Below are 24,663 nucleotides of genomic sequence, written 5' to 3'. Positions count from 1 at the left end.
ATATAGGAGATAAGGTCATTGTGGAGATTGGAAAACTTTTAAAAGATAATATCCGTGAAGCTGATCTTGCTATTCGTTATGGTGGAGAAGAGTTTGTTGTAATGCTTCATAATGCTCATGAAACTGGAACAATGAAAGTGGCAAAGGAATTACATGAAAAGTTTGCTAGTCTTATATTTGAAGTTGGAGCAGGCGAAACAATGCAAAAAACTATGAGTATAGGTATAGCAAACTTTCCTAAAGATGGTGATACTATCTGGAAATGTATTAAGTTAGCTGACACAGCTCTTTATAAAGCAAAAACTACTGGTAGAAACAAAATTGTAACATATACAGCAGATATGTCAGAAGGTAAAGATGTTAGATAAAGAAAATATATTCTTACATTGTAATAAAATCAAAAGAGTGATATAGTAGCAAGAAGCTTAGTTCGGAAGTGTAATTTAGTACAAGTAAATTCAAAAATATTAATTCTTTAACTATTCAAGTAAAGAAGTTTAAAAATTGAGAGTAGCGACGAAGCTCTAAACTAAAGCCTGACACAGCATTTCACTAGATGAAATGTCGTGCAATACGTCGCTATTTTAATGTTAGTTAGTGACTAGTGACAACCACAACCCGTACCACAAGACTCACCTTCTGACGCTGGTGCTGCTTTCTTTGGTGCAGCTGCTGTTGAACATGCACTTACACCTGGAGGTGTATTTGGTTGCATTGCTGCATTATCAACACCACCAGTAGCGTTAATCTCATCGATCTGAGCGATTATAGATTGTGCTGCTGCTACATATCTTTTAGAAGATTCTGAAGTTGGATTAACAAAAGTAATTGGTTTACCTTCATCTCCACCTGTTCTAATCGATGGTTCAATTGGAATTTCTGCAAGAATTTTTGTATTGAATTCTTCTGCCATTGGTCCAGATGTTCCTTTACCAAAGATATCATACTCAACACCAGTATCTGGTGCAATAAATCCACTCATGTTTTCGATAATTCCAGCGATAGGAATATTAAACTTTTTAAACATATCTAACGAACGACGTGAGTCATCTAAAGATACACTTTGTGGTGTTGTAACAGTTAAACCAATAGTTACAGGAACAGCTTGCGCTAGAGTAAGTTGTGCATCACCAGTTCCTGGAGGCATATCAATAACTAATACATCTAATTCAGACCATAAGATATCACGTAAGAATTGCTCAATTGCTTTCATAATCATAGCACCACGCCAGATTAATGACTGACCTTCTTCCATAAGTGCACCCATTGACATTACTTCAATGCCATATGCCTTAAGTGGAAGAACTTTATTTCCATTTACTTCTGGTTTAATACCTTGTAAACCCATCATACGAGGGATATTTGGACCATAGATATCTGCATCTAAAAGTCCTACTTTTTTACCTTCAGCTGCAAGGGCAATAGCAATATTCACTGATGTAGTTGATTTTCCAACTCCACCTTTCCCTGAACTTACCATAAGGAAGTTTTTCACTTGAGGAGCAAGATTTTTACCTTTAGACGAAGACTCTCTTGGCATTTTTGGTGCTTGAATATTGATAGCTACATTTGTAGCACCAACTCTTGTTAATTCTTGCGTAGCTTCATCTGTAATTTGTTGTCCCACTTCTGGAGCACTTGATGTAATATCTACAGTAAAGTGGACATCTGTCCCTTTAATAGATATATCTTTTACAAAACCAAAAGTTACGATATCTTTCGTAAACCCTGGATACATAACTTTTGAAAGTGCTGATTTTACAATCTCTTCTGTCATCTGTTTTTCCTTATAATTTATTGTATGAGTTTTTATATTTTAAATAGTATCTAAATAAGACAAATTTTGTCTTATTTAGATTTGGAGTGAAAATTCTTAAGCTGTAGCTAAAGCTTCTGCAGCTTCAGCAGCTTCTTCTTTCTCTTTTGACTCACGGATAATTCTTTCAATCCCTTCAGGATTGTCCATGATCTCTTGTGTTATTTTATAAGAACAAAATTTTGGTCCACACATAGAACAAAACTCTGCTTCTTTAAATACATCTTGAGGAAGAGTTTCATCATGGTACTCACGAGCTCTTTCACTATCAAGTGAAAGTTCAAATTGTTTTTCCCAGTCAAATGCGTATCTTGCATCACTCATTGCATCATCAATATCTCTCGCACCTTTACGGCCTCTAGCAATGTCAGCAGCATGAGCTGCAATTTTATAAGCAATGATACCTTCACGAACATCATCAGCATTTGGTAAACCTAAATGTTCTTTTGGCGTAACGTAACAAAGCATTGAAGCTCCATGCCATCCACCGATAGCTGCACCAATAGCAGAAGAGATATGATCATATCCAGCTGCAATATCAGTAACTAATGGCCCTAAGATATAAAATGGCGCTTCATGGCAAAGTTCACGTTGTAGTTTCATGTTACGTTCAATTTGATTTAATGGAACGTGACCTGGACCTTCAATCATAACTTGAACATCTTTTTCCCATGCTCTTAATGTAAGCTCACCAAGAACTTTAAGTTCTCCTAACTGTGCATCATCAGAAGCATCAGCTAAACAACCTGGACGAAGAGAATCTCCAAGAGAAAGAGAAACATCATACTTAGCACAGATTTCTAAGATCTCATCAAATGCAGTATAAAAAGGATTTTCTCTATGGTAATGCATCATCCATGCAGCCATTAAAGAACCACCACGAGAAACAATACCCATTTTTCTTTTTGCAATTTTAGGCATAGTCTCAAGTAAGAAACCTGCGTGAATTGTAAAGTAAGAAACACCTTGCTTTGCTTGACGTTCTAAAACATCTAACATAACTTCAATAGTTAAGTCTTCAATTTTGTTTCCAACATCATGTAGAATTTGATAAATAGGCACAGTTCCAATAGGAATCTTAGATGCTCCAATTACAGCTTTTCTAATCTCATCTAAATCGCCACCTGTTGAAAGGTCCATTGCAGTATCAGCTTTATAGTGCTGAGATACTTCCATCTTTTCAACTTCACCTAAAACATCCGATGCAATTGCAGAAGAACCTATATTTGCATTGATTTTACAGGTAACAGCAATACCAATAGCCATTGGCTCTAGTGCTGTATGGTTTACATTTGCAGGGATAATTAATCTACCACGAGCAATTTCTGAACGAATTAACTCAGGTTTTAAATCTTCTAACCCGGCTATATACTCCATCTCTTCAGTGATAATACCCTTCTTTGCATAATACATTTGCGTACGAACAGCATCATCTTTTCTTTTATCTACCCATAAAGATCTCATAACTTCTCCTAAAATAATTAAGTTTATATAATGGCAATATAATCAAATAAAGTTAATCTAAGATAAAATGAAATACTGAATTGCTTTTAATAAGCTAAATATTTGAGATATTTCATAAAGCTTTTTACAAATAAAGATAAAAAAAAGCTTCAAAGTGTATAATTTCGTAACACTTTAGAACTTCAAGGGGTCTTATTGTCTCAATTGACACTTATACTACTTGCTGCTGGTACTTCTAGTAGATTTGAATTAGATGTAAAAAAACAATGGTTACGTATAGATCACAAACCTTTGTGGCAATTTGTAGCAGATAGATTACAAAAAACTAATTTTTTCTCTCAAATAATTATTACTTCACCAAAAGACGATTGTGCATTCATGCAAAACTACTCAGACTATACAATAGTAAGTGGGGGATCTACACGTCAAGAATCGCTAAACAATGCTTTAGCCCAAGTAAGTAGTGAATTTGTACTCGTTAGTGATATTGCAAGGTCTTGCATTAGTAAAGATTTTTTATCTCGGATTATTTCTGCGCAAAGTAATGCTGATTGCATTGTCCCGTATCTAAAAGTAACAGATACTGTAGTCTATGATAATGAAACTATTGACAGAGATAAGGTCAAAAGAATTCAAACACCCCAACTCTCTCGTACTAAAACCCTTCAAGATGCACTTCAAACGACTCAAGAATTTACAGATGAAAGTAGTGCAATCGTTGCTAATGGTGGAAGTAGAGAATTTATTTTAGGTGAAGATGATGCACATAAAATTACGTATACTAAAGATTTAAACAATCTTTCGTGTTTAGAAAAACCCTCAAGCGATACCTTGAGTGGTACTGGTTTTGATGTGCATGCATTTGAAGATGGTGGTGTAATGTGGCTTGGTGGAGTAAAGATAGAATCTGAACTTTCTTTTAAAGCACATAGTGATGGAGATGTGGCTATACACGCTCTTATCGATGCACTTTTAGGAGCTGCAGGAATGGGAGATATTGGAATGATATTTCCAGATAGCGATAACGCTTATAAAGGAATTGACTCTAAAGAATTATTACAAACAGTTGTTACTAAACTAAACAACTTTGGATTTATCATTGTGAATATTGATTTAACTATAGCTGCTCAAAAGCCTAGAGTTGGACAATATAAACTAGCGATGAGAAAAACACTTGCAAATATTTTACATATCGATGCGAGTAGAGTAAACATAAAGGCTACAACAACAGAAAAGCTTGGCTTTATAGGTCGAGCTGAAGGTGTTGGTGTTATAGCAAATGCAAATTTAAAATACTACGATTGGACAAAGAATTGAAGATACTTATTATAGAAAATGAAATATATTTAGCGCAAAGTATTGCTACAAAACTAGGCGAACTAGGTCATATATGTGAAATGTGTACATCAACTAAAGATGCGATAAAAAGTAACAACTACGATGTAGTTCTACTATCAACCAACATTAATGGTCAAGACTTTCTACCAGTAATAGAAACATTTAAAAAATCAATCGTGATATTGATGGTTTCTTATATTAGTAACGATACAGTATCTAAACCTCTAGCAGCTGGGGCAAAAGATTATATTTTAAAACCTTTTATGATTGAGGAGCTTATCCGCAAGATTGATCATTATCAGGACTATGAAAAGCTAAAAGCAAAGAATGGAGCTTATGAAACATACTTAAAACATACTTTTGCATCTGTTACGCAAGAACATAAACATAAAGAAATAGAACTTCCTGTATATATCTCATCAAGTTTTCAAAAATATGCAGATGCTTTTGCTTTTGAGCATGCATCAGTTAAAAACAAACCAATTAAATTTATCTCATTGAGTAATCCAAAGGCTCTTGCTACAATAGAATCTCTTCAAGATAATACTATTATTTATGCCATTGACTATCAAACACTTAAAAAAACAGAGAAAAAAATATTTTGTGATCTTATTGCAGGTAAAAATGTAATCGTTTCAAGTACAGATAGCGTAGAGGATGTGGCACATAATATTATAACAATTAAAAGTGAAAACAATGTATTTGCGCAAGGGGACATCCTTCCAATTGAGGATTATGTCAAGTTTATAGTACTTAGTTACCAACATAAATTTCCAGATACCGAACTTTCTAAAAAATTAGGTATTAGTAGAAAAAGTCTTTGGGAAAGACGTAAAAAATATGACATTATCAAGAAAAAATAAAACTCTACTTATAGATAGAGAGGCAGCATCAGCTTTAGAAATACTTAAATGTGGACTTCTTAAACCTCTTACAGAATTGATGTCAAAAAAGCAAAAAGAATCAATTATACAAACTGGTAAAATAAATGATACGACCTTCCCTATTCCACTTATTTTAGGACCATCTGGTGCCAAAAATGAAGAAGTTATTAAATCATTGAAAAAGGGTGAAGAACTTACTATTCTTTGTGAGGGAAAAGAATTTGCTACATTAATTGTTGATGAAACATTTAAAACAGATCCGCAAAGAAGAACAAAACACATCTTTGGTACTGATGACTTATCACATCCAGGTGTACAAACGACAATAAATAGGCTTGGTACTTGGGCTGTGTGTGGACCATATGAACTAGTACACACTGAACTCGATCAAAATAGAATAAATCAAGAGATTATAAGTAGCGCAAAAAGAGCTACAAATGCGAAACATACGACTGCATTAATACTTGGAGCAAATCCTCTTCATCGTGCACATGAACGTTTAATACGACAAGCAATAGATACAACAGATCTTCTTATAATCTTTTTACTAAAACCATATGAGGAAAAGAATTTAAAATACGACCTCAGACATGAGGCTTTAGAATTTTTTGTTAATAACTTTCTACCAAAAAATAGAGTAGTTATAGTTCCATTAGAAAACAGCTATATTTTTGCCGGATATAATGAACTCATAGTTAATGCCATTGTTGCACAAAATTATGGATGTGATAGATTAACAATCAGTAGAGATCATACTGGTCTTGGAATTTTTTATGATGAGAATGCAGGTAAGTCTATTATAGATAACCTAGTAGGGATTGATATAGAAGTTAAACTTGAGAGTGAATATGTGTACTGTAATCAATGTACAACACTTGTTGGTAAACATACATGTCCCCATGGCCAGCACCATCAAATCTCTTACCATTCAGATTCAATTCTTGAACTTTTAGAATTAGGTCTTTTACCTCCGACTATACTCATCAGAAAAGAGATATCAGCCTTTTTACTTTCTAAACTTTTTCCTAATCGTTTTAAGAATCTTGAAAAACTCTACTCCGATATCCTGCCTGTTGAAGGTTTACTACGAGAGCATACGGAAAGTGACTTTTACATAGAGCTCATGAAACTTTACCAAACAACCTCGCTTACATAAGGAAAATATATATGAATTACTTTTTTATTACACTGGGATACAGTGGTTTAGCACCTAAAGCGCCTGGCACAGTTGGGACTTTAGTATCTTTACCACTTGGTATGCTAGTTCTTATGTACTTTGGTTCTCAAACACTTTTTTTAGCTACTGCTTTAATCAGCATCATTGCTATTAAAGCAATTAATAGATATGAAGAAAAAACAGGTATACATGATGATAAGCGTATTGTGATTGACGAGTTAGCTGGAATGTGGTTTGCACTAAGTATTGCACCAGCTATTACAATTGCTGCTAGTGACGTACTTATCTGGGATAATGGATTTTTAATACAATCTATTTTATCATTTATATTATTTAGATACTTCGATATCGCTAAACCATCTATCATAGGTAGAATTGATCGGGAAGTAGCAGGTGGACTTGGTGTAATGGGTGATGATATTATCGCAGGTTTTGCGGCTGGAATCTCAAGTGCCCTTATCTGGCAAGGTATCACACAATTATTATAAGTTTTTTGTTTTTCCTAAGTTAATGCATGTATAATTAAGACTAATAATCCAATACATAAGTCTTAAACATGCAAAAAATCATTTTTCTTCTTATTTTACTTACTATAAGTCTTTGTGCAACAGTAAACTTTAACCTTCAAAATATTGACATTAAAGATGAAAGTTTTAGCTTATGGATTGCCTTATTTTCTCTTGCCCTTCTAGCAATGCTGGCACTCTTCTTCTCATCCGAACAAATACGTCGACTTAAGAAAAAAAATGAAAATGAAAATCGTATTCAAGAGGATATTGATATACAAGAAAATCAAATCCTAACTAATATGAGTGAAAACATTCAAGACCTTGCCAGTACAAATGTCGACATTGCAAAAAAATTAGCCCAAGCTAATGATACTAACCAAGAGCTAAAAACGATTAATAAATCTGAGAATAAACTTCTCTCCATTAGTACAAACCTTATAGAATTTTTACGTCTTAAATCTCATAAAGTTACAATTCATCAAGAAGAATTCTCTTTTTCAAACCTTTTAAATGATATCTCAGGGACTATAAAAGAGATAATCAAAGAAACCCCATTAGAGCTTCATTACATCTTGAAAGATAACTTAAATGAAAATATTTATGCAGATACACTCAATCTTAGTAAAATTCTTAGTAATATTATACTTTATAGTGTACAAAACAATGCCTCGAAGGTTCTTGTATATATATCCAATACCAATGCATACTCAAAAGAAAATAATCTATTTTTTAGAATCGAAACAGATCTAAAAGTAGATATTGAAGATCCTCATCAAATTTTTAGTTCCCAGTACAATGAAGAGACAGATACATATAAAAGTTTAGGCCTCTTTATTGCAAGAGAATTGTGTTCACTTATGGGTGGAGAACTTATTGCTAGAAATGATAGACAAGGTAACTTAGAATTTATATTTGATATTGGCTACAAAGAAAGTGAAAATGACAGTACTTCACATTCAATTTCTTGTAAAAATATACTTATTGTAGACTTCTCTAAAGAATCGATACTTTGTGCAAAAAATATTTTTCATACATTAGGACATAGAGTTACATCTCTCCAAGTAAAAAATACTTTTGATACACTCCCTAACTTCTCTCAATTTAATATTATTGTATTAGGTGAAAAGCTTTGTGTAGAATCAGTACTCAAGCAACTCTCTCGCTCAAATAAGCTGATTTGTTTATCCAACTTATTTGGCAACACACATAATGAAAACATGAGAGAACTTAAGCCTAAAGTATTAAAAAACCCACTTACAAAAAAGCATGTAGAAAATACAATCACAAGTATTTATAGTACTCCAAATTCTAACGACAAAAACCATCCAGTAAATATTCCAATATATAAGAGTATATTTAAAGATACTCCAGATATAACACTTCACCAATTTTCAAAATTTAGAGAAACAAATATTTTATTGGTTGAGGATAATTTTATAAACCAAAAAGTTCTTCTTGGAATACTAAGTAAATCAGGGATAAATATAGAAGTAGCAAATCATGGTCAAGAAGCTTTAGATATGCTCAAGCAAGATACAAAATTTCATCTTGTTCTTATGGACATAAACATGCCTGTGATGGATGGTTACACTGCAAGTCAACATATACGTAATGATCAAAAGTTTGACACCCTACCTATCGTTGCACTCACTGCTCTTACTTCACCACAAGAAATAGAGTCTATGTTTGAATCAGGGATGAATGCTTATTTAGCCAAACCACTTAAAAAAGAAAAACTTTTTTCGGCTCTAAGTATGTTCATTCTTGATAAAAAAGATGATAGACGTAAAGATGTACGCTACGAAGAGAGAGTACTTAAACTAGATGGACTAAATATAAAAATAGGCATACAAAACTCTAATACTAATGAATTCTTTTATCAAGAAATTCTCTGTGAATTTAAAGATGCCTATGGAGATAGTGATCAAATTTTTACAAAATTAGTTGAAGATTTTAGGTATGAGCAATTAAGAATGCTTTGTTTGGATATTCGAGGATTAAGTGCATCTATAGGAGCACAAGATTTAAATCTTCTTACAGTAGAAGTTCTGAAACTTTTAGTCTTTAGAAAGTATGATATTCTGAAAGATTTTGTACCCCGCTACGCTAAATCCCTAAATCGACTCAATAATTCAATAGAAAAATATGTTTCGTAACTTATTAAAAATAATGCCAACAAAATGAAAAGAGTGATGTAGTTTCAAGGCGCTTAGTGAAGAAATATACAAATATACGTGATGAGCGTAGCAACGTGAATCTAGGCTAAGACCTCACGTAGCATTTCACTAAATGGAATGTCGTGCAATACGTCGCTATTTTAATTTTAACAGATAAGTGTCAAAAGAGCCTAAACGAAGATTGGTTCTTCTGTTGGATCTATCTCTTCAAAATCTGTAATTATCGTTTGAAACATTTTCATAGTTTTTTTCGCTTTTGTTGTATATGTATCAAAAATATCTTTTGACGCTGGAAAAGTTTCACCAAGTTCTTTATAAATTAGGATACGACCATGTATATGCTTATCTACTTCAGAAAATGCATCTACAAGATATTTACGTGTTGTTGTATGTCTAAAAAGCGCTCTAACCATCTTTACTCGCTCTTTAATAGGAAGAGATTCATCAATAGCTTCTGCTATCCTTTTAATATCTAAACGTGAAAGGTATACACCACTTTGTTCCGGCGAAAGAAGCTTTGCTGTAAGTGCATCCACAAATTGTGGTACTGGCTCTTCATCTATTTTATCTCCAGCATCAGGATCTGTATTACCTTCACCTTCTGTTGAACATTTATCTTTTACAAATTTATCAAATTCTGCTCTTAAATCACTTAAATCATTTGGATTCATATTAATTATTTCCTTTTACTATTAATCTGTAGGCTTGCGTTGTAAGTTCTTCTATCATGTCATCATAACCGATATACGTAGCATCTAGCTTATTTGCTCTCGTTTTTAAGTTTGAATACTCTTTTGTATTTTTCATATCAAAATTATACGATGCTAACTTCACCACCATATCTAAGTTATCTAAATCAGAAAAATCGAGAACTGCATCATACGTACTAAAGTCTACTTCCATGCCATATGCAATTCTATTGACATCTACATTGTCTAATTCCATCTCTTGGGTAAACAGAATCAACTCTTCTAAGTCATCATAAAAATAACTCACGCTAAATCCACATGCCATAAGTGAAAATGCTTTTGCATGTGCTGATGTACCAATCATAGCTACTTTACTCACACCTAAATCTTTTAATTTTTCTAAAAGTACACGTGTAACAAATATATCACCACGGAGAGTTTCCCCTTCTTTAAAAACAATATCACACATTCCAGCTCTATTAACTAAATCAGAACTATTATCTAAAATTTCTACCGTTTTTGTAACATATTCATTTGATATAATCGCACCATCTACATGAGATTTTTTCATATTACTCACAGTGAAGAAAAAATCGTCTTCACGTATATTCATTGGAATCATCATAACGTCATCAGAATTCTTTTTAAAACTCTTGTTACAAATAGCAGAAAATCTACTTGCGCCTGCATGTTCCCCTATATACCCAAATAAAGTTGTTTGCTTGGATATTTGATTGTCATTATTCATCATCTTCTATACCCCACAGTTCTCTTGCTTCTTCTTCTTCTGCCTTACATCTGTAACACAGTTTATCTTTCGTGTTTGTGGAAAAAATAACATTACACTCATTACACCTTCTAACTTTAAATGCAATTAAATTTTGTACCGTTGGTTCAAAAAATTCTTTCACATTATATGAAGGAGATTTTGTAATTGCATTTGGCTCACAAACATCATGACAGATATTACACTTCACGCACATAAATGGATCAAAATCAATCTTAGAATTTTTAATGTCTGAAGTTAATGCTCCAGTCGGACATACTCTATAACACATTTGACATGCCGTACAAGCTTCTGTATCCATTAGTTTTTGGGATGTAAATGAAACCTCGGCACCTTCAACTATATGAAACTGTGATGGTTTTTCAACACGTTTTATCGCAGTGTAAAAAAGTTTTCTTTTCTCTGGAAGTTTTTTCTTTTTTAAAAGTGCTATATCTGTTTTAGCTAAAGTATGTTCCGTTAATTCATCACTTGCACGTTCTACTTCGTTTTCAAAATTTTGTTTTGTTTTTGCAAATGTTTTAAGATTGATTGTAGAGAGAAACCCTCTTCTGTCAGTTTTCTCTTCTTTTTCATAAGAGATACTTTCAAGTTTAATCTCTGCTTCATTTTCCATAGCTTCCAAAAGATATGTTGCTTCTTCAACATTATCCATTATTTGTTTATGGCAAGTATGCGCTATCTCACACGTTGAACAATGCCCAATATCAAGAATCATTTCTTTTTTTAAAACTGCCAAAGAGATTAAATGTTCTACACTCAAGGCGGAGAGACATGGAACATTCTTTTTACAGGAAATAAGATTCTCCTCTTCTTCAAGAAAATCAAAAAAGAAATCAGTTACAGAAAAATCTTCTAAACCAAACGCTTCAGTAGGACAAACACCTCCACAACCTCCACAACCCACACATAATGAAAAGTTTATAGAAGGAAGAGGTTTCTCCCCAAACACAATAGCATCTGTTGGACATATAACTTCACACTTATTACATTCACTATCTACACTTAAAGAACGGACACAAGCACTAGTGTCAAGATGTAAAATTGACATCTGTTATTTTGTTTCCTGTGTTAAGTATTCATTGTCACTCAAAATGAACTCTAAAGCCATTTCAGCTGTGTCATAATAAAGTGGCGTTCTTGCTTCATACTTCATGTTTATTAAGTACATTGGTGCCCACTGAAGTAAATGTTTGTTTAAAAATTCATGTTGCACTTCTCTTACTTCTTTCACTGCATCTGCATCATCATTTTCTAAGGCTGTAATTTCAGCATTTGTCAGGTGATGCATAAATTCATACTCTATACCAATATGATCAGCCGATACACTACGAGCTGCCTCAAAATCAACCATAAAATCATAGGCACTATACATATCTGTAACAGGATTAGCCCCACCCGTTTCAATCATTTGATCTTCACGAGTATAAAATGTTTCATAAGGGATAAGGTGGAGAACTGAAAGATTTACAAAATCTGGATTAAAATATTCTTCTAAAAGTTTTTTATCATCCACTTCGTGAAGTTCTTTCCAGTCTCTTAAAGTTGGTAAGAATTCTAAAATATTTTCATCTTTTTTAATTGTTTGAAGAATCTCAATATCTAACTCTTGAAGTAAGATACGAGATAGTAGTGCGTAAATATTTGATCTAGCTTGAGTGTTTTGCATAAGTAAAATTCTTTATTATTTAATTTTTAAAAGAAGATTTTATCTAAAAAAAATAAAACTAGGGTTAGTGCCCTCAACTACTTCATTTGTTCATTATAAATTGACAAAGACGGAAAGGCAAATTCTATGTTGTTCTTCTCAAAAATGGCCATAATTTTATGCATAATATCTTCTTTTGTAGCAAGCCAATCCTCCCAATCAACACTTTTAGTAAAGCAGTATACTAAAATATTTATACTAGAATCTGTAAACTCATCAAGATACACTAACAGTGTCTTTTTGATTCCCTGCGCATCATCCTGAGACACTAATCTTGGACCGGACCTTTGTCTATATGTATGCTCTGTATTTTCTGTTGCTATTGCATGATGCTTATCAAGCATTTCACGTATTTCATAAATAGTATTCTTTATATCTTCACTTTTAGAGTCATACTTTATCCCTAAGTCCATCTTTATTCGACGACCAAGACTTCTTTTGTTCCAATTTTTAACATCTTCATTTGCGAGTATTGCATTTGGTATAGCTACAAGGGCATTATCAAAAGTTCTTAACGTTGTTACCCTTGTCCCTATCTCGACAACTACACCTTGTTCACCATGAACTTCAATCCAATCACCTTGCGATAATACATCAGAAAAAAGAATTGAAAGCGTTCCAAAGAAATTAGCAAGAGAATCTTTTGCAGCAAGTGCAACGGCTAAACCACCGATACCAAGACCAGATAAAATAGCCGTAAGATTCGCACCAGCAAAATGAAGTACCAACATTAAACCCATAATTAAAACCATGAAGTTTACAATTTTTATTCCAACATTAATCACATCATTTTTCACTTTAGAATTATGTGAATCTAAGTTGTTAATTTTTATTTTTGCTACAACATTAAGTATCTTGTAAATCATAAGTGCAAATATTCCACTGTAAAGCATATTAAAAAGTTTAACCATTACATCTTGTGTATTGAAGTCACTAAAGACATAAACAATCATATTAAGATTCAATACTAAAATTAATCTCTCAACATGTTTTCGAATGCTATGTAAAATCTCTTTAGCATATTCTTTATCTGACTCTATATTTGCTACTTTTCTTTCAACAATAATATAAATGAATTTTCTTGTAATGTAAATAATAAGTATTAAAAAGACAATCATCATAAGTTTTACAACATCTAAACCATACTCTGCTAAGATAGGGTTTATTGTGTCAGCAACTCTTGATTTTTGAACCAATAAAGCAAGTCCAATAAGATTATATTTTGAATATTTATTTAAACGATACATTTTATTTTCAGATATACGCAAGTAGTTTAAAACATCTGTATTAATATCAATAATAGCGTAAAAATCTTCGATATTTTCTTTTGCTCTTGCAAGTGCTTTTGAAGTAGACTTAACATTGAGTATATTTTGATAATCGTCTTTAACTAAGTGTCTATTATCAAGAATATTCTTTGCTATGAGTTTATCTAATTTTTTAGAAAACTCTACACTACTTGTATCATCAAGAGCACTCAAAATAGTTCGCATCATATTCTTTTGATTTGTTAAAATTTTAAAAGATTTTACTTGTACCTCATCTCTGAGTACCGCATATTTATTTCCTGCTCTTTTATTAATCTTTATAATTTTTTCAAGAGCAAAGATCTTACTGTCATATATTCCCATTTTGTCTATATAGGCTTGTTTTTTACTCATGATATCTTCTAAACCATCAGCATAACTCTTTTTTTGTTGTAACAAAATACGTTTGATTTCTTCTTGTGTTACATCAACAGAGCCTAGCCGATCTATATACTGTATCTGCCCTGAGATAAAAGGATCATACCGAACCTCAGCACTAAGAGTTACCCAAAACAAAAGTGAAAATATAAGCAGTAAGTTTTTAATCTTAGATTCCTTCAGCAATCATAGCATCAGCAACTTTTTTAAATCCAGCAATATTCGCACCATCTACATAGTTACCTTCAACGCCATAATCTTTTGCAGTCAATGCTACCCTTTTTGCAATTTGTTGCATTGTAAGTTTAAGCCTATCATCAACCTCTTCAAAACTCCATCGACTCATAGATGCATTTTGAGCCATCTCAAATTCACTTACAGCAACTCCACCAGCATTTGCTGCTTTTGCAGGAGCAAAACAAATTTTGTGTGATAAAAAGTCATTGATAGCTTTTGGAGTTGATGGCATGTTTGCACCCTCACTTACACTTACAACACCATTTACAATTAAGTTTTGTGCATCTATATCAGTTAACTCATTTTGCGTAGCACATGGAAAAGCTGCATAACATGGGATATCCCAAACAGCGTGAGCTCCCTCTGGATATTCCTCAACTGGAATGTACTTAGCTTCAGGGTGTACTGTTACATACTCTTCAAGAGAAACTCTACGCTCAAGTTTTAATTCTTTTAAGAGCGCTAAGTCTACACCTCTACTGTCATGTACCGTACCTTTAGAGTCTGTACATGTTACTGGTATAGCCCCAATTTGTTGTAATTTTTCTATCGCATGTAGAGCAACGTTTCCAGCACCACTTACAATACAAGTTTTACCCTCTAAAGACTCTTTTCCTTCCATCTCAAGCATAGTTTCTGTAAAGTATACAACACCATACCCTGTAGCTTCTGGTCTCATTAAAGATCCACCAAACATAAAAGGTTTTCCAGTAAGAATACCTTCATATGTAGAAGTAATTTTTTTATATTCACCAAAAAGGTATCCAATTTCACGACCACCAACACCTATGTCGCCAGCTGGAATATCCATACGAGGGCCAATATACTTATGAAGTTCTGTCATAAATGCTGAACAAAACTTCATTACTTCAAAATCACTTTTTCCCTTAGGATTAAAGTCACTTCCACCCTTACCTCCACCAATAGGTAAACCAGTTAATGCATTCTTTAAAATTTGCTCAAAGCCTAAAAACTTTAAAATACCTTCATTTACACTTGGGTGAAAACGAAGTCCACCTTTGTATGGCCCAAGAGCATTGTTAAACTGCACACGGAAACCTGTGTTTACTTGAATCTTCTGATTATCATCCATCCATGTTACTTTAAATTTTATAACTCTATCTGGTACTATTAGTCTCTCAAGAATTGCATGTCTTTTGTACTTTTCATCAGACTCTAAAAGCGGTGCAATTGAATATATAACCTCTTCCATTGCTTGAAAGAACACAGAGTTCTCAGCACAATTTCCATTTTCAAATTTTTTTATTTCTTCTTCGGCTATGCCCATTCAATATTCCTAGTTTATTAATATTCTCTATTATATTATACTAATATTAATACCAAGACTAAAGTAAGAATATTTTTACGATAAAGAGTTAATTGCTTCTTTTGCTATATCTATCAATCCATCTGCCCCAGGGATAAATGGAATGAGTGAAGTACCTATACCTCCCCAAATCACGATAAGTGCCATTGCAAATATTAGAATTGTACTTATATCTATAGGAAGTTTTTTTTGTTCTTCATCTGACTCATAAAAGTACATCATTGCAATCAGCTTGAAGTAATAATACACCGATATAAAAGCCGTCAAAATTCCAAGGCCTGCAAGTAGAATTTGTCCAGATTCTATAGCTGAAGAAAATATATAAAATTTTCCTAAAAATCCAATAGTTGATGGAAACCCAGCTAAAGAGAGCATAAAGATACTCATCATAAGAGCCATATAAGGTCGTCGAGAAGCAAAGCCTTTAAAGTCCTCATATCTCATTTGTCTTTTACTTTGAGATGCCATAAAACTAAGAATTCCAAAAGACCCAACTGAACTAATAAAGTATGCAATAAGATAAAACATAATTGCTGAACCCGCTACCTCAGAACCCAAACCAAGAGAAGATATACCAATAAGTAAGTACCCACTGTGAACAATAGAAGAACCAGCTAGCATTCTTTTTACAAGTGTCTGACTAATGGCGAGCCATGAACCACCAAGGAGAGTAAGAATAGTTATAACTTGAAGCATCTCTGACCAAAAAATATTTATCTGAGAAAAATTCACAATATACAAACGAAGAGCTATTGCAAATATTGCGATTTTAAATGTTGAAGCCATAAACATGGTGATAGGGTAAGGTGCACCGTGATACACATCAACTACCCATGAGTGGAATGGAACAGCACCTATCTTAAACATAATTGTTATACTAATAAAACTTGCACCTACAATTAAAAGAGTAAGTTCACTAATCTCTTTGCCCGAAACAAACATCGCTATTTCATTTAAATGTGTTGAGCCTACTACTCCATAAATCATAGCAGTACCCAAGATAAAAAAGCCTCCAGTCATTGATCCTAAGACCATATATTTCAACATTGCTTCAGAACTTACACGATTATTTTTATGATATCCAACTAATGCATATATACTGAGTGATGCAATCTCAAGTCCTATGAAAGCAGTCACAAGCTCATGTGCATGAGAGAGCATCATCATACCAAATACACTAAATAAAATTAGGGCAAAATATTCACCATTAAAGTAATGTCTACTTTTAAAATAGTCATGATTGATAAGAAGCGTTAAAATAGCCCCTACAGTGAACATAAAATCAAATATTTTAGAAAACTCATCTAATATAAAAGTATCTCCAAAAATCGCTTCAAATAAATATTTAGAATTTTGGTTTTCAAATACTGCCAATTGTAGTAAAAATGAGAGTACTAAGAAAAATACTGCAATAAGATTGAGCCTATCAAGATTGAATCTTTTTGAATGACTAAGTAAAAGTAAAATAAATGCTCCAATCACTATAATTGCCATAGGTAAAGCTAAGAAAAGTTGTTCTATCATTTTAAGCCTCCAGTATTACTTATTAACATCTCTAAAGTACTCGTTAGATGAGGGTCAAACATTTGCATAAAATACGATGGAAAGATTCCTGTCGCGAGTAATAAAATGACTAAAGGAGCTAACATAACAGTCTCCCTCACACTTAAATCCTTATATTCACAGTCATTATTTGCTTTACCAAAAAGTACTCTTTGAATCATCCAAAAGATATAAACCATAGCTGAGAGCATTGTTGTCGCTGTAAACACTCCAATCCAAAAATTAAATTTAAAAGCACCAATTATAATGAGTAATTCTGCTACAAACCCGCCAGTTCCTGGAAGTCCAGCAATTGCGAGGGCAAAAAATGCAAAAAAGAAAGTAAATTTAGGAGCCTTAGATGCTATACCACCTAAAGAGCCTATATAAACCGTGCCAAATCTTTTATATGTTAAACCTATTACAATAAACATACCCGCTGAAGCAAGAGCATGTGTAGCTATAAAGTATAAACTACCACTCCATGCATAAATATTTGTCAAAAATAAACCTAAAGCGATAAGAGAAAGGTGTGAACCAGAAGAGTACGCGAACATTTTTCTAAGGTTTGGTTCAGTAATTGCACGAATAGCATAATAAAGAAGCCCAATAAGAGCTAAAGTTATAATTGTTGGAGCATAAAACTGTAGTGTATTATCAAAAAGTCCATATCCGAACCTCCAAATACCATAAATTCCAAGTTTAGCCATAATTGATGACATAATTACAACTGCCGGTGTTGGAGCTGATCCATAGGCTGGAGCCATCCAAGTGTGAAAACCTACAAGGGGTATTTTAATAGCAAATGCAAGTAAAAATCCTGAAGCTAACAAAATAGAAGTTTTTGCATCAAAATCTATACTTGCTAAATCATGTAATGAAAAGCTCCACGCTCCAAAAGTTTCAAAATAAACATACCCAATATATAAAATTGAGAACAACATACTCATCGAGCCTAGTACCGTCATAAGTAATATTTTCATTGAATTATACTGATGATGGCCGTTTCCATATTTTCCTATCATTACAAAAATTGGTAAAAGCATAGTCTCCCAAAAGAGATAAAATAACATTAGGTCTAACGATAAAACAGCTCCAGTAACACCTGTTTGGAGTAACATCATGTTATACCAGTAACCTTTTCTATTTTCATGGTACATATAAATATACAAAGGTGGCATCAACAAACTAATGAGAAGTAATATAACTAAAGACAAAGCATCTACTCCAACAAAATAACTGATTCCTGCATTTTGAATCCATGCTAAATTTTTCGTAAACTGCATGCTTCCAGATGGATCAAAATTATAGGTAAGTAGTGCTACCAGAAATAAAGTTGCCACCGATGAAAACATTGCACCTATCTTTAAATACTTTGCATTGGCTCTAAAAATTCCAAGAACTACAGCAATAAAAAGCGGTAAAAATATAATGTTTGTTAAAATATTATCCATCATTACATCATTCCTAATTTAAATATCATATAATAAGACATGGCCGAAGCTCCTATCAAAATATAAAGAGAATAATATCTTACTTTCCCATTTTGAAGTTTTGCAAAAATCATAGCAAATTTTTTATAGGACCAAATATTAAAGTTGATAATTCCATCAAAGATCTTAGGGTCCATAACAGTAACTATAAAATCACTTAAAAATAAAAGTGGTTTCACAGTAAAGAACTCATATATCTCATCAATGTAAAATTTGTTAATGATGAGTTTTTTATAAAGCCTATCTTCTTTAACCTCTCGCATCTCAACTGCAAACATTTTATATGCTATGAACATTCCCATTAAGCCTAGAGTTACATTGAGACCACCAATCATATACTCTATAGAATGTGAAATATGAAATTGACTATCTGGCAGAGCTAAAAAACTATTAAACCAAGAAGTTCCTCCATAAGCTTCATTAAGACCTAAAAATCCAACACTCGCACTTCCTAAAGCTAAAACGACTAAAGGTTTTGTCATAGAACCTGGAATTATTGCAAGCTCTTTTTCATCGTTTGACTTTGCATGAAACACTGTAAAAAGAAGTCTAAACATATAAAAAGCTGTTAACATTGCCGTAAGCGAACCAATACCCCAAATGACATAATGCTCAGAGGCAAAAGCTGCTACTAAAATGGCGTCTTTAGAAAAGAAACCTGCAAACGGTGGGATTCCACTAATTGCCAAGGTTGCAATAAACATAGTTATATAGACTAAGGGTAAGCGCTCTTTGAGTTTTCCCATTTTAAAAATATTTTGCTCATGATGAAGTGCAATAATTATAGCTCCTGCTCCCATAAATAAAAGTGCTTTAAAAAAAGCATGGGTGAAAACATGAAAAACACCACTACTGTATGCTCCTAGTCCAACAGCTATAAACATATAACCTAATTGACTCATTGTTGAGTACGCAAGAATCTTTTTTATGTCACTTTGGTACGAAGCAAGTATTGCTGCAAATAGTGCAGATGCCGCCCCAATGCTTGCAATAAAAAGTCCTATATTCGGAATTTCTACATAAAGAAAACTGTATCTTGCAACCATATATACACCAGCTGTAACCATTGTTGCAGCGTGTATAAGAGCTGAAACTGGAGTTGGTCCCGCCATTGCATCTGGCAACCACACATAAAGTGGTATTTGCGCTGATTTTCCCATAGCTCCTATGAAAAGAAGTACACCTATAAGGCTTAACATTTCATGTTCAACTTGGGATATATTTGCTGCTATGCTATCAAAGGTAAATCCTGTTCCCTCCAAAGAGATAAACAACAATGAGATACCCATAATAAAACCAAAATCTCCTACACGGTTCAGTATAAAAGCTTTATTTGCAGCCGTAATATTTGATGATTTCGTATGATAAAAACCAATAAGTAAATAAGAAGAAAGCCCAACTAATTCCCAACCTATAAACATCATAATAGGATTATCCGCTAAGATTAAGAGAAGCATACTTCCCATAAAAAGATTAAAGTAAGAAAAAAACTTTCCATAAGCAATATCCCCTTTCATATATCCCGCTGCGTAGATATGAATAAGCGTACCAATAAAAGTAATAAAAGAGATCATAACCACACTAAGTCTGTCTGCCATAAATGCTACTTCTATATGAAGTTCACCAACATCTATCCATTTTATAAGACTATGATGAAGAGTATCACTCCCATTTAAAAGTTCTGCTCCTACCATAAAAGATAAAACCGTAATAAGTAACGGTGTACCTACACCAATAAATGTATAAAAAAAGTATCGGTTTGCTTTAGTATTTCCAAGATAAACTAAAGCTATGAGGAGTGCTGATAAAAAAGGTAAAAGGACTATTAAACTAAGCATTATTCTTTTCCTTGTGCTAGTGCATCAAAATCATCACTATCAATAGTTCTTCTCGTTCTAAAGATTTGTACAATCATCGCTAAAAACAATGCAGCTTCTGATGCAATAACTGCTATCATAAGAAGTGCTATAACAGACCCATCAGGATTTCCTAAGACTTTAGAAAAAGTTGCGAGTAAAAGATTTACAGAACTAAGCATCAACTCGATAGACATATAAATCACAAAAAGATTTCTTCTACTAACAAGCCCCACTAGTCCTATACTAAACAGTACGGAACAGAGGAGAAAAAATAAGTTTGGACTCATAAATGATCCTTAAGTTTTTTATCATCTTTTCTGGCAATAACAATAGCGCCAACCATAGCTGTTAAAAGTAAAATAGAAACTATTTCAAAAGGAAGTACCCATTCACTAAATAAAAGAGAGCCAACAACTTTAGAAGTAACTGGTTCAATCTTCGAAAAATGAGTATACATATCACTCATACTCTTATATATTAATAGCGTTATAGGCGAAACTAAGATAACGCTAAAGACAATCCACTTATACTTGTTTGGTTCATGAGGTAAGTTTTCCTCTTTTGCATTTATAGTTAAAATTGTGAGCATACTTAAAACAACAACTGCTCCAACAGATACCATAATTTGGGCTATTGCTAAAAATCGGCTATCGAGTAATGCGAACATCCCAGCTAATCCTATCATCGCTACTAAAAAACCAAAGGCAGAAAATATAGTTTGCTTGTTTGTAATCATAGCTATACTTCCACCAAGCATAAACAAGGCTAAAATTGAGAATATACTAATCTCTAGCACAACTATCCTCCTCTCCAAAAGCACCCTTATGGGATAACAACTGCTCTTTATCCATTACAAAGTCCTCTCTATTATTTCCTGTGAGTGAAAAAATACCTGTGTCCATACGAATCGCGTCACAAGGACAAGCTTCTACACAGTAACCACAAAATATACACTCAAGCGTATCTATAAAAAAACTCTCCGGCATTTTCTCATCATGTCCATCTTCTCTCTCAGTTGCTTCTATAAAGATACAATTTGAAGGGCAAGCTGTTGAGCACATAAAACATGCTACACAAGCAATAGAATTGTCTGGCCTATGTGTTAAGCGGTGAAGTCCACGCCAACGGTCTGTTATATCTGTAGGTTGTTCTTCTGGATACCTGAGAGTATCCACGGCATTGATATCTGTAACATTCTTAAAAAGGTGTTTAAAAGTAACCTTTACTCCATCAAAAATAGCAGGTAAGTAGAGTTTGTCTTTAAAACTACTCCCATGTCTTTGTGTGACTTTAATATTCATAAAGAAACTCCCACAACCACTAAGGCTGTTATAAAAATATTTAAAAGTGCAAGAGGAAGTAAATAGTACCAACCTAATTTTTGCACTTGGTCATAACGAAATCTTGGTACAGTCCATCTTATAAGAATAAAAAAGATGTTAAACATCATTAACTTCACCACAAATACTACAATTTGGAAAAGGGTAATAGCTAAAGAGTTTACAAGTGAATTATCTGCAAGATAAACAAGATACACTAAAATTGCCTCAACGAACAGAGTCATTGCTATCATTACAATAGTTAAAACCTTCGTTTCAAAGTTTCTTCCATCATCGGTTGAAACACTAGGACGAACAGTGTTGTTTTTACGCATCCATTTAATGAGGATAAAAACAATTATAGGCATCACTATCATTATGCTATATGCAAAAATAGAGAAGTTGGCATGTAGCATCTCGGTTGAGACCCATGGAACCTGGTAACCACCAAAAATCATAGTAATTATCACAGCACTTGCTGTATTCATAGCTACATATTCGCCCATAAAATACATTGCAAATTTCATTGCTGTATACTCTGTCATAAAACCAGCAACAATCTCACTTTCACCTTCTGCAACGGTAAAAGGGTTACGGTTTGTTTCAGCAAAAAGTGAGACTATGAGAATAATCGCGGCCAATGGCTGGACTAAAATTCCCCATGCTGGAAGGAAGCCAAAGAAAGTTCCACTTTGCCACTGTACCATTGCGTTAAAATCAATAGTGTCATATGTAATAATAAAAGCTAAAATACTAAGGCCCAAAGGTAATTCATAACTAATTACCATAGACCCTGCACGAGCAGCACCAAGTAGTGAGTACTTGTTGTGAGAAAGCCATCCACCAAAAATAACCCCAAGAACACCTATAGCACTTATAGCCATATACCAAAACACTCCATAGTCAATTGGTAAAGGTTGCACACGTAAACTTTGTCCATCTATAACTAAAGTATCAGCAAAAGGTATAGCCATAAAAGCCAACAATGCAGCAACAAAAGTTATGACCGGAGCTAGCATAAAAAGCCATTTTCCATTTTTTATATGAGATGGATAGTATTCTTCTTTTAATAAAAGCTTCACCACATCAGCGAAAGATTGAACAACTCCACCAAGACGAAAGCCAAATACATTTGTTCTGTTTGGTCCAAGTCTATCTTGTACTAAACCAGCGACTCTACGCTCCAACCACACCAAGACGGGAATGGTTAAAAGTGCTAGTAATGCACCTAAGACAAAAGAAACCAAAGCTACTAAAAGTGCTGCAGTACTCATCCTCTGAGCCTTTGTATGTATTCAATCACACTAGGAATTGGATTGTTCTTATCTATTGCTTGTTCACATTTTTGTGTAATACCATCTTCATTAGTTAATGTTCCAGAGCTTTCACTAAAAGTAGCAAGAGGCAAAGTAAGTCCAGTATTGTTTCTTTTATGTGTGAAGAAATTTATCTGAGATTGTGCATTAAAATTTTGAGGATGGTTAAAATTAATCACAAGTGCATTTTCACTTGGCTCAGATGAATTGATTTTCAATCTTTCTATTGTATAAGAATTAGCAGCTCTATTTGCAGACCTGAGCATATCATCTTTAAAAGTTTCATCTCTATAAACAGCTAATGGTGAATAAACTTTTGCATTTATATCTAAAGCAAATACTAAGATAGCTTCGATCTCTTCGGTGTAAAGATTTGCGTCAATTATGATAGCCGTATTATTTTTATGTTTTTCTATTAAAGATTTTGCTTTTTGCATCGCCTCATCATCCGATATGTCTTCACCGTTTAAACCAGCAGTTTCTTGAGTGTTTTCCTGAAGTTCTTTATAAGAAAGTCTCCCCTCATCACACATAAAGAACCCATTTACAGCATCATTTCTACGAGGACGGAATCTATAAATTGCATCATCTTTATACTTGATTTTATTATGATCAATATAAATATTACATCCCTTCGCACAGCCATGACAAATAGAATCTACAGTTTGTAAGAGCCACACTCTTTGAGAAAATCTAAAATCTTTACTTGTTAATGCTCCAACCGGACATAAATCTACAACATTCATAGCATACGGATTATCAAGTTTTCTTCCAGGCATCGTACTTACTTTAGCCTCATCTCCACGACCTATAATCCCAAGTTCATGAGTCGATGTAATCTTATCTGTAAATCTTGTACAACGCGCACATAAAACACATCGCTCTTGATCGAGCATAACACTTGAACCTAGATCTACATGCTTAGCGTGTTTTACCTTCTCTTGAATTGTAACCTTAGTATTATGAAGTCCATAGTCCATATAATAATCTTGGAGTGAACATTCGCCTGCTTGATCACACGTAGGACAATCCACAGGATGGTTAATGAGTTCAAGTTCTAAGATATCCGTACGAATTTTTTTAATGGTGTCATTTTTTGTATCGACCACCATATCTTTTGTAATTAATGTATCACAAGCAATTTGAGGACGTTTTTGCCCTTCTATCCCAACCATACACATTCTACAATTTCCATCAGCACCTAAAGATTCATGATAACAAAAGTATGGAACTTTAATATCTTCTTTTATAAGTACATCTATTAAAAGTGAACCTTCTTCTGCCTGATGGCTTCTGCCATCAATTATAATGTCAATCATTTTTCTGAACCCCTTTT

General features: G+C 33.4%; 22 protein-coding genes. 6 read left to right on the top strand and 16 right to left on the bottom strand.

Annotated features, from left to right (window positions below; translation table 11 throughout):
- Positions 1–368 (top strand): GGDEF domain-containing protein (locus ACI9TV_RS07440; protein WP_415250143.1); only part of this gene is annotated, 368 nt, incomplete at its 5' end.
- 233 nt (positions 369–601) lie between these two features.
- On the opposite strand, the gene ACI9TV_RS07435 is transcribed toward ACI9TV_RS07440, so the two are convergent.
- Both ACI9TV_RS07435 and thiC read right to left on the bottom strand, forming a co-directional pair.
- Positions 602–1,777 (bottom strand): P-loop NTPase, encoded by a 1,176-nt coding sequence (locus ACI9TV_RS07435; protein ID WP_415250142.1) that lies wholly within the window; start codon positions 1,775–1,777, stop codon positions 602–604.
- A 96-nt stretch (positions 1,778–1,873) separates the two neighbouring features.
- On the bottom strand, positions 1,874–3,280 hold the full coding sequence (gene thiC, locus ACI9TV_RS07430) for a phosphomethylpyrimidine synthase ThiC (RefSeq protein WP_415250141.1): 1,407 nt from the start codon (positions 3,278–3,280) through the stop codon (positions 1,874–1,876).
- Between the two features lie 195 nt (positions 3,281–3,475).
- Between thiC and ACI9TV_RS07425 the strand changes: the two genes are divergently transcribed.
- The 5 genes from ACI9TV_RS07425 (at position 3,476) to ACI9TV_RS07405 (ending at position 9,344) form a co-directional block, all read left to right on the top strand.
- Positions 3,476–4,597: a bifunctional 2-C-methyl-D-erythritol 4-phosphate cytidylyltransferase/2-C-methyl-D-erythritol 2,4-cyclodiphosphate synthase gene (locus ACI9TV_RS07425; protein ID WP_415250140.1), complete on the top strand. Its 1,122-nt coding sequence runs from the start codon at positions 3,476–3,478 to the stop codon at positions 4,595–4,597.
- Positions 4,594–5,481, top strand: coding sequence for a response regulator (locus tag ACI9TV_RS07420; protein ID WP_415250139.1), 888 nt, complete (start codon positions 4,594–4,596; stop codon positions 5,479–5,481). Before ACI9TV_RS07425 ends, ACI9TV_RS07420 begins: the two co-directional genes overlap by 4 nt.
- On the top strand, positions 5,459–6,658 hold the full coding sequence (locus ACI9TV_RS07415; RefSeq protein WP_415250138.1) for a sulfate adenylyltransferase: 1,200 nt from the start codon (positions 5,459–5,461) through the stop codon (positions 6,656–6,658). The genes ACI9TV_RS07420 and ACI9TV_RS07415 overlap by 23 nt, the downstream gene beginning before the upstream one ends.
- Positions 6,659–6,669: 11 nt before the next feature.
- Entirely contained in the window at positions 6,670–7,167 is a 498-nt protein-coding gene (locus ACI9TV_RS07410) for a phosphatidylglycerophosphatase A (protein WP_415250137.1), read from the top strand.
- Between the two features lie 68 nt (positions 7,168–7,235).
- Positions 7,236–9,344: a response regulator gene (locus ACI9TV_RS07405; RefSeq protein ID WP_415250136.1), complete on the top strand. Its 2,109-nt coding sequence runs from the start codon at positions 7,236–7,238 to the stop codon at positions 9,342–9,344.
- A 191-nt stretch (positions 9,345–9,535) separates the two neighbouring features.
- On the opposite strand, the gene ACI9TV_RS07400 is transcribed toward ACI9TV_RS07405, so the two are convergent.
- The 14 genes from ACI9TV_RS07400 to ACI9TV_RS07335 form a co-directional block, all read right to left on the bottom strand.
- A complete protein-coding gene (locus tag ACI9TV_RS07400; RefSeq protein WP_415250135.1) occupies positions 9,536–10,036 on the bottom strand; it encodes a hypothetical protein in 501 nt (166 codons plus the stop codon).
- Between the two features lies 1 nt (position 10,037).
- The gene (locus tag ACI9TV_RS07395; protein ID WP_415250134.1) at positions 10,038–10,805 is read right to left on the bottom strand and encodes a hypothetical protein; all 768 of its coding nucleotides are present in this window, start codon (positions 10,803–10,805) and stop codon (positions 10,038–10,040) included.
- Complete coding sequence (locus ACI9TV_RS07390; RefSeq protein WP_415250133.1) at positions 10,795–11,892, bottom strand: ATP-binding protein; 1,098 nt, start codon at positions 11,890–11,892, stop codon at positions 10,795–10,797. Before ACI9TV_RS07390 ends, ACI9TV_RS07395 begins: the two co-directional genes overlap by 11 nt.
- 3 nt (positions 11,893–11,895) lie before the next feature.
- Complete coding sequence (locus ACI9TV_RS07385) at positions 11,896–12,510, bottom strand: TorD/DmsD family molecular chaperone (RefSeq protein WP_415250132.1); 615 nt, start codon at positions 12,508–12,510, stop codon at positions 11,896–11,898.
- 77 nt (positions 12,511–12,587) lie between these two features.
- The gene (locus tag ACI9TV_RS07380) at positions 12,588–14,372 is read right to left on the bottom strand and encodes a mechanosensitive ion channel family protein (protein ID WP_415250131.1); all 1,785 of its coding nucleotides are present in this window, start codon (positions 14,370–14,372) and stop codon (positions 12,588–12,590) included.
- A 31-nt stretch (positions 14,373–14,403) separates the two neighbouring features.
- The gene (gdhA, locus tag ACI9TV_RS07375) at positions 14,404–15,759 is read right to left on the bottom strand and encodes an NADP-specific glutamate dehydrogenase (RefSeq protein WP_415250130.1); all 1,356 of its coding nucleotides are present in this window, start codon (positions 15,757–15,759) and stop codon (positions 14,404–14,406) included.
- A 75-nt stretch (positions 15,760–15,834) separates the two neighbouring features.
- On the bottom strand, positions 15,835–17,322 hold the full coding sequence (locus ACI9TV_RS07370; protein WP_415250129.1) for an NADH-quinone oxidoreductase subunit N: 1,488 nt from the start codon (positions 17,320–17,322) through the stop codon (positions 15,835–15,837).
- A complete protein-coding gene (locus ACI9TV_RS07365; protein WP_415250128.1) occupies positions 17,319–18,797 on the bottom strand; it encodes a complex I subunit 4 family protein in 1,479 nt (492 codons plus the stop codon). Before ACI9TV_RS07365 ends, ACI9TV_RS07370 begins: the two co-directional genes overlap by 4 nt.
- Positions 18,797–20,671 (bottom strand): NADH-quinone oxidoreductase subunit L, encoded by a 1,875-nt coding sequence (gene nuoL, locus ACI9TV_RS07360; RefSeq protein WP_415250127.1) that lies wholly within the window; start codon positions 20,669–20,671, stop codon positions 18,797–18,799. The genes ACI9TV_RS07365 and nuoL overlap by 1 nt, the downstream gene beginning before the upstream one ends.
- On the bottom strand, positions 20,671–20,979 hold the full coding sequence (gene nuoK / locus ACI9TV_RS07355; RefSeq protein ID WP_415250126.1) for an NADH-quinone oxidoreductase subunit NuoK: 309 nt from the start codon (positions 20,977–20,979) through the stop codon (positions 20,671–20,673). Before nuoK ends, nuoL begins: the two co-directional genes overlap by 1 nt.
- Positions 20,976–21,488: an NADH-quinone oxidoreductase subunit J gene (locus ACI9TV_RS07350; protein WP_415250125.1), complete on the bottom strand. Its 513-nt coding sequence runs from the start codon at positions 21,486–21,488 to the stop codon at positions 20,976–20,978. Before ACI9TV_RS07350 ends, nuoK begins: the two co-directional genes overlap by 4 nt.
- The gene (locus tag ACI9TV_RS07345; protein ID WP_415250124.1) at positions 21,475–21,993 is read right to left on the bottom strand and encodes a NuoI/complex I 23 kDa subunit family protein; all 519 of its coding nucleotides are present in this window, start codon (positions 21,991–21,993) and stop codon (positions 21,475–21,477) included. The genes ACI9TV_RS07350 and ACI9TV_RS07345 overlap by 14 nt, the downstream gene beginning before the upstream one ends.
- Positions 21,990–23,285 carry a complex I subunit 1/NuoH family protein gene (locus ACI9TV_RS07340; RefSeq protein ID WP_415250123.1) on the bottom strand — a complete coding sequence of 432 codons (1,296 nt, stop codon included), beginning with the start codon at positions 23,283–23,285 and terminating at the stop codon, positions 21,990–21,992. The genes ACI9TV_RS07345 and ACI9TV_RS07340 overlap by 4 nt, the downstream gene beginning before the upstream one ends.
- Positions 23,282–24,646, bottom strand: coding sequence for a 2Fe-2S iron-sulfur cluster-binding protein (locus ACI9TV_RS07335; protein ID WP_415250122.1), 1,365 nt, complete (start codon positions 24,644–24,646; stop codon positions 23,282–23,284). Before ACI9TV_RS07335 ends, ACI9TV_RS07340 begins: the two co-directional genes overlap by 4 nt.
- Positions 24,647–24,663: the final 17 nt, after the last annotated feature.

It is taken from the genome of Sulfurimonas sp. (assembly GCF_047622445.1).
Lineage (GTDB): Bacteria > Campylobacterota > Campylobacteria > Campylobacterales > Sulfurimonadaceae > Sulfurimonas.
The sequence above is the reverse complement of the archived record's forward strand: the minus strand, read 5'-3'. Positions and strand labels throughout refer to the sequence as shown.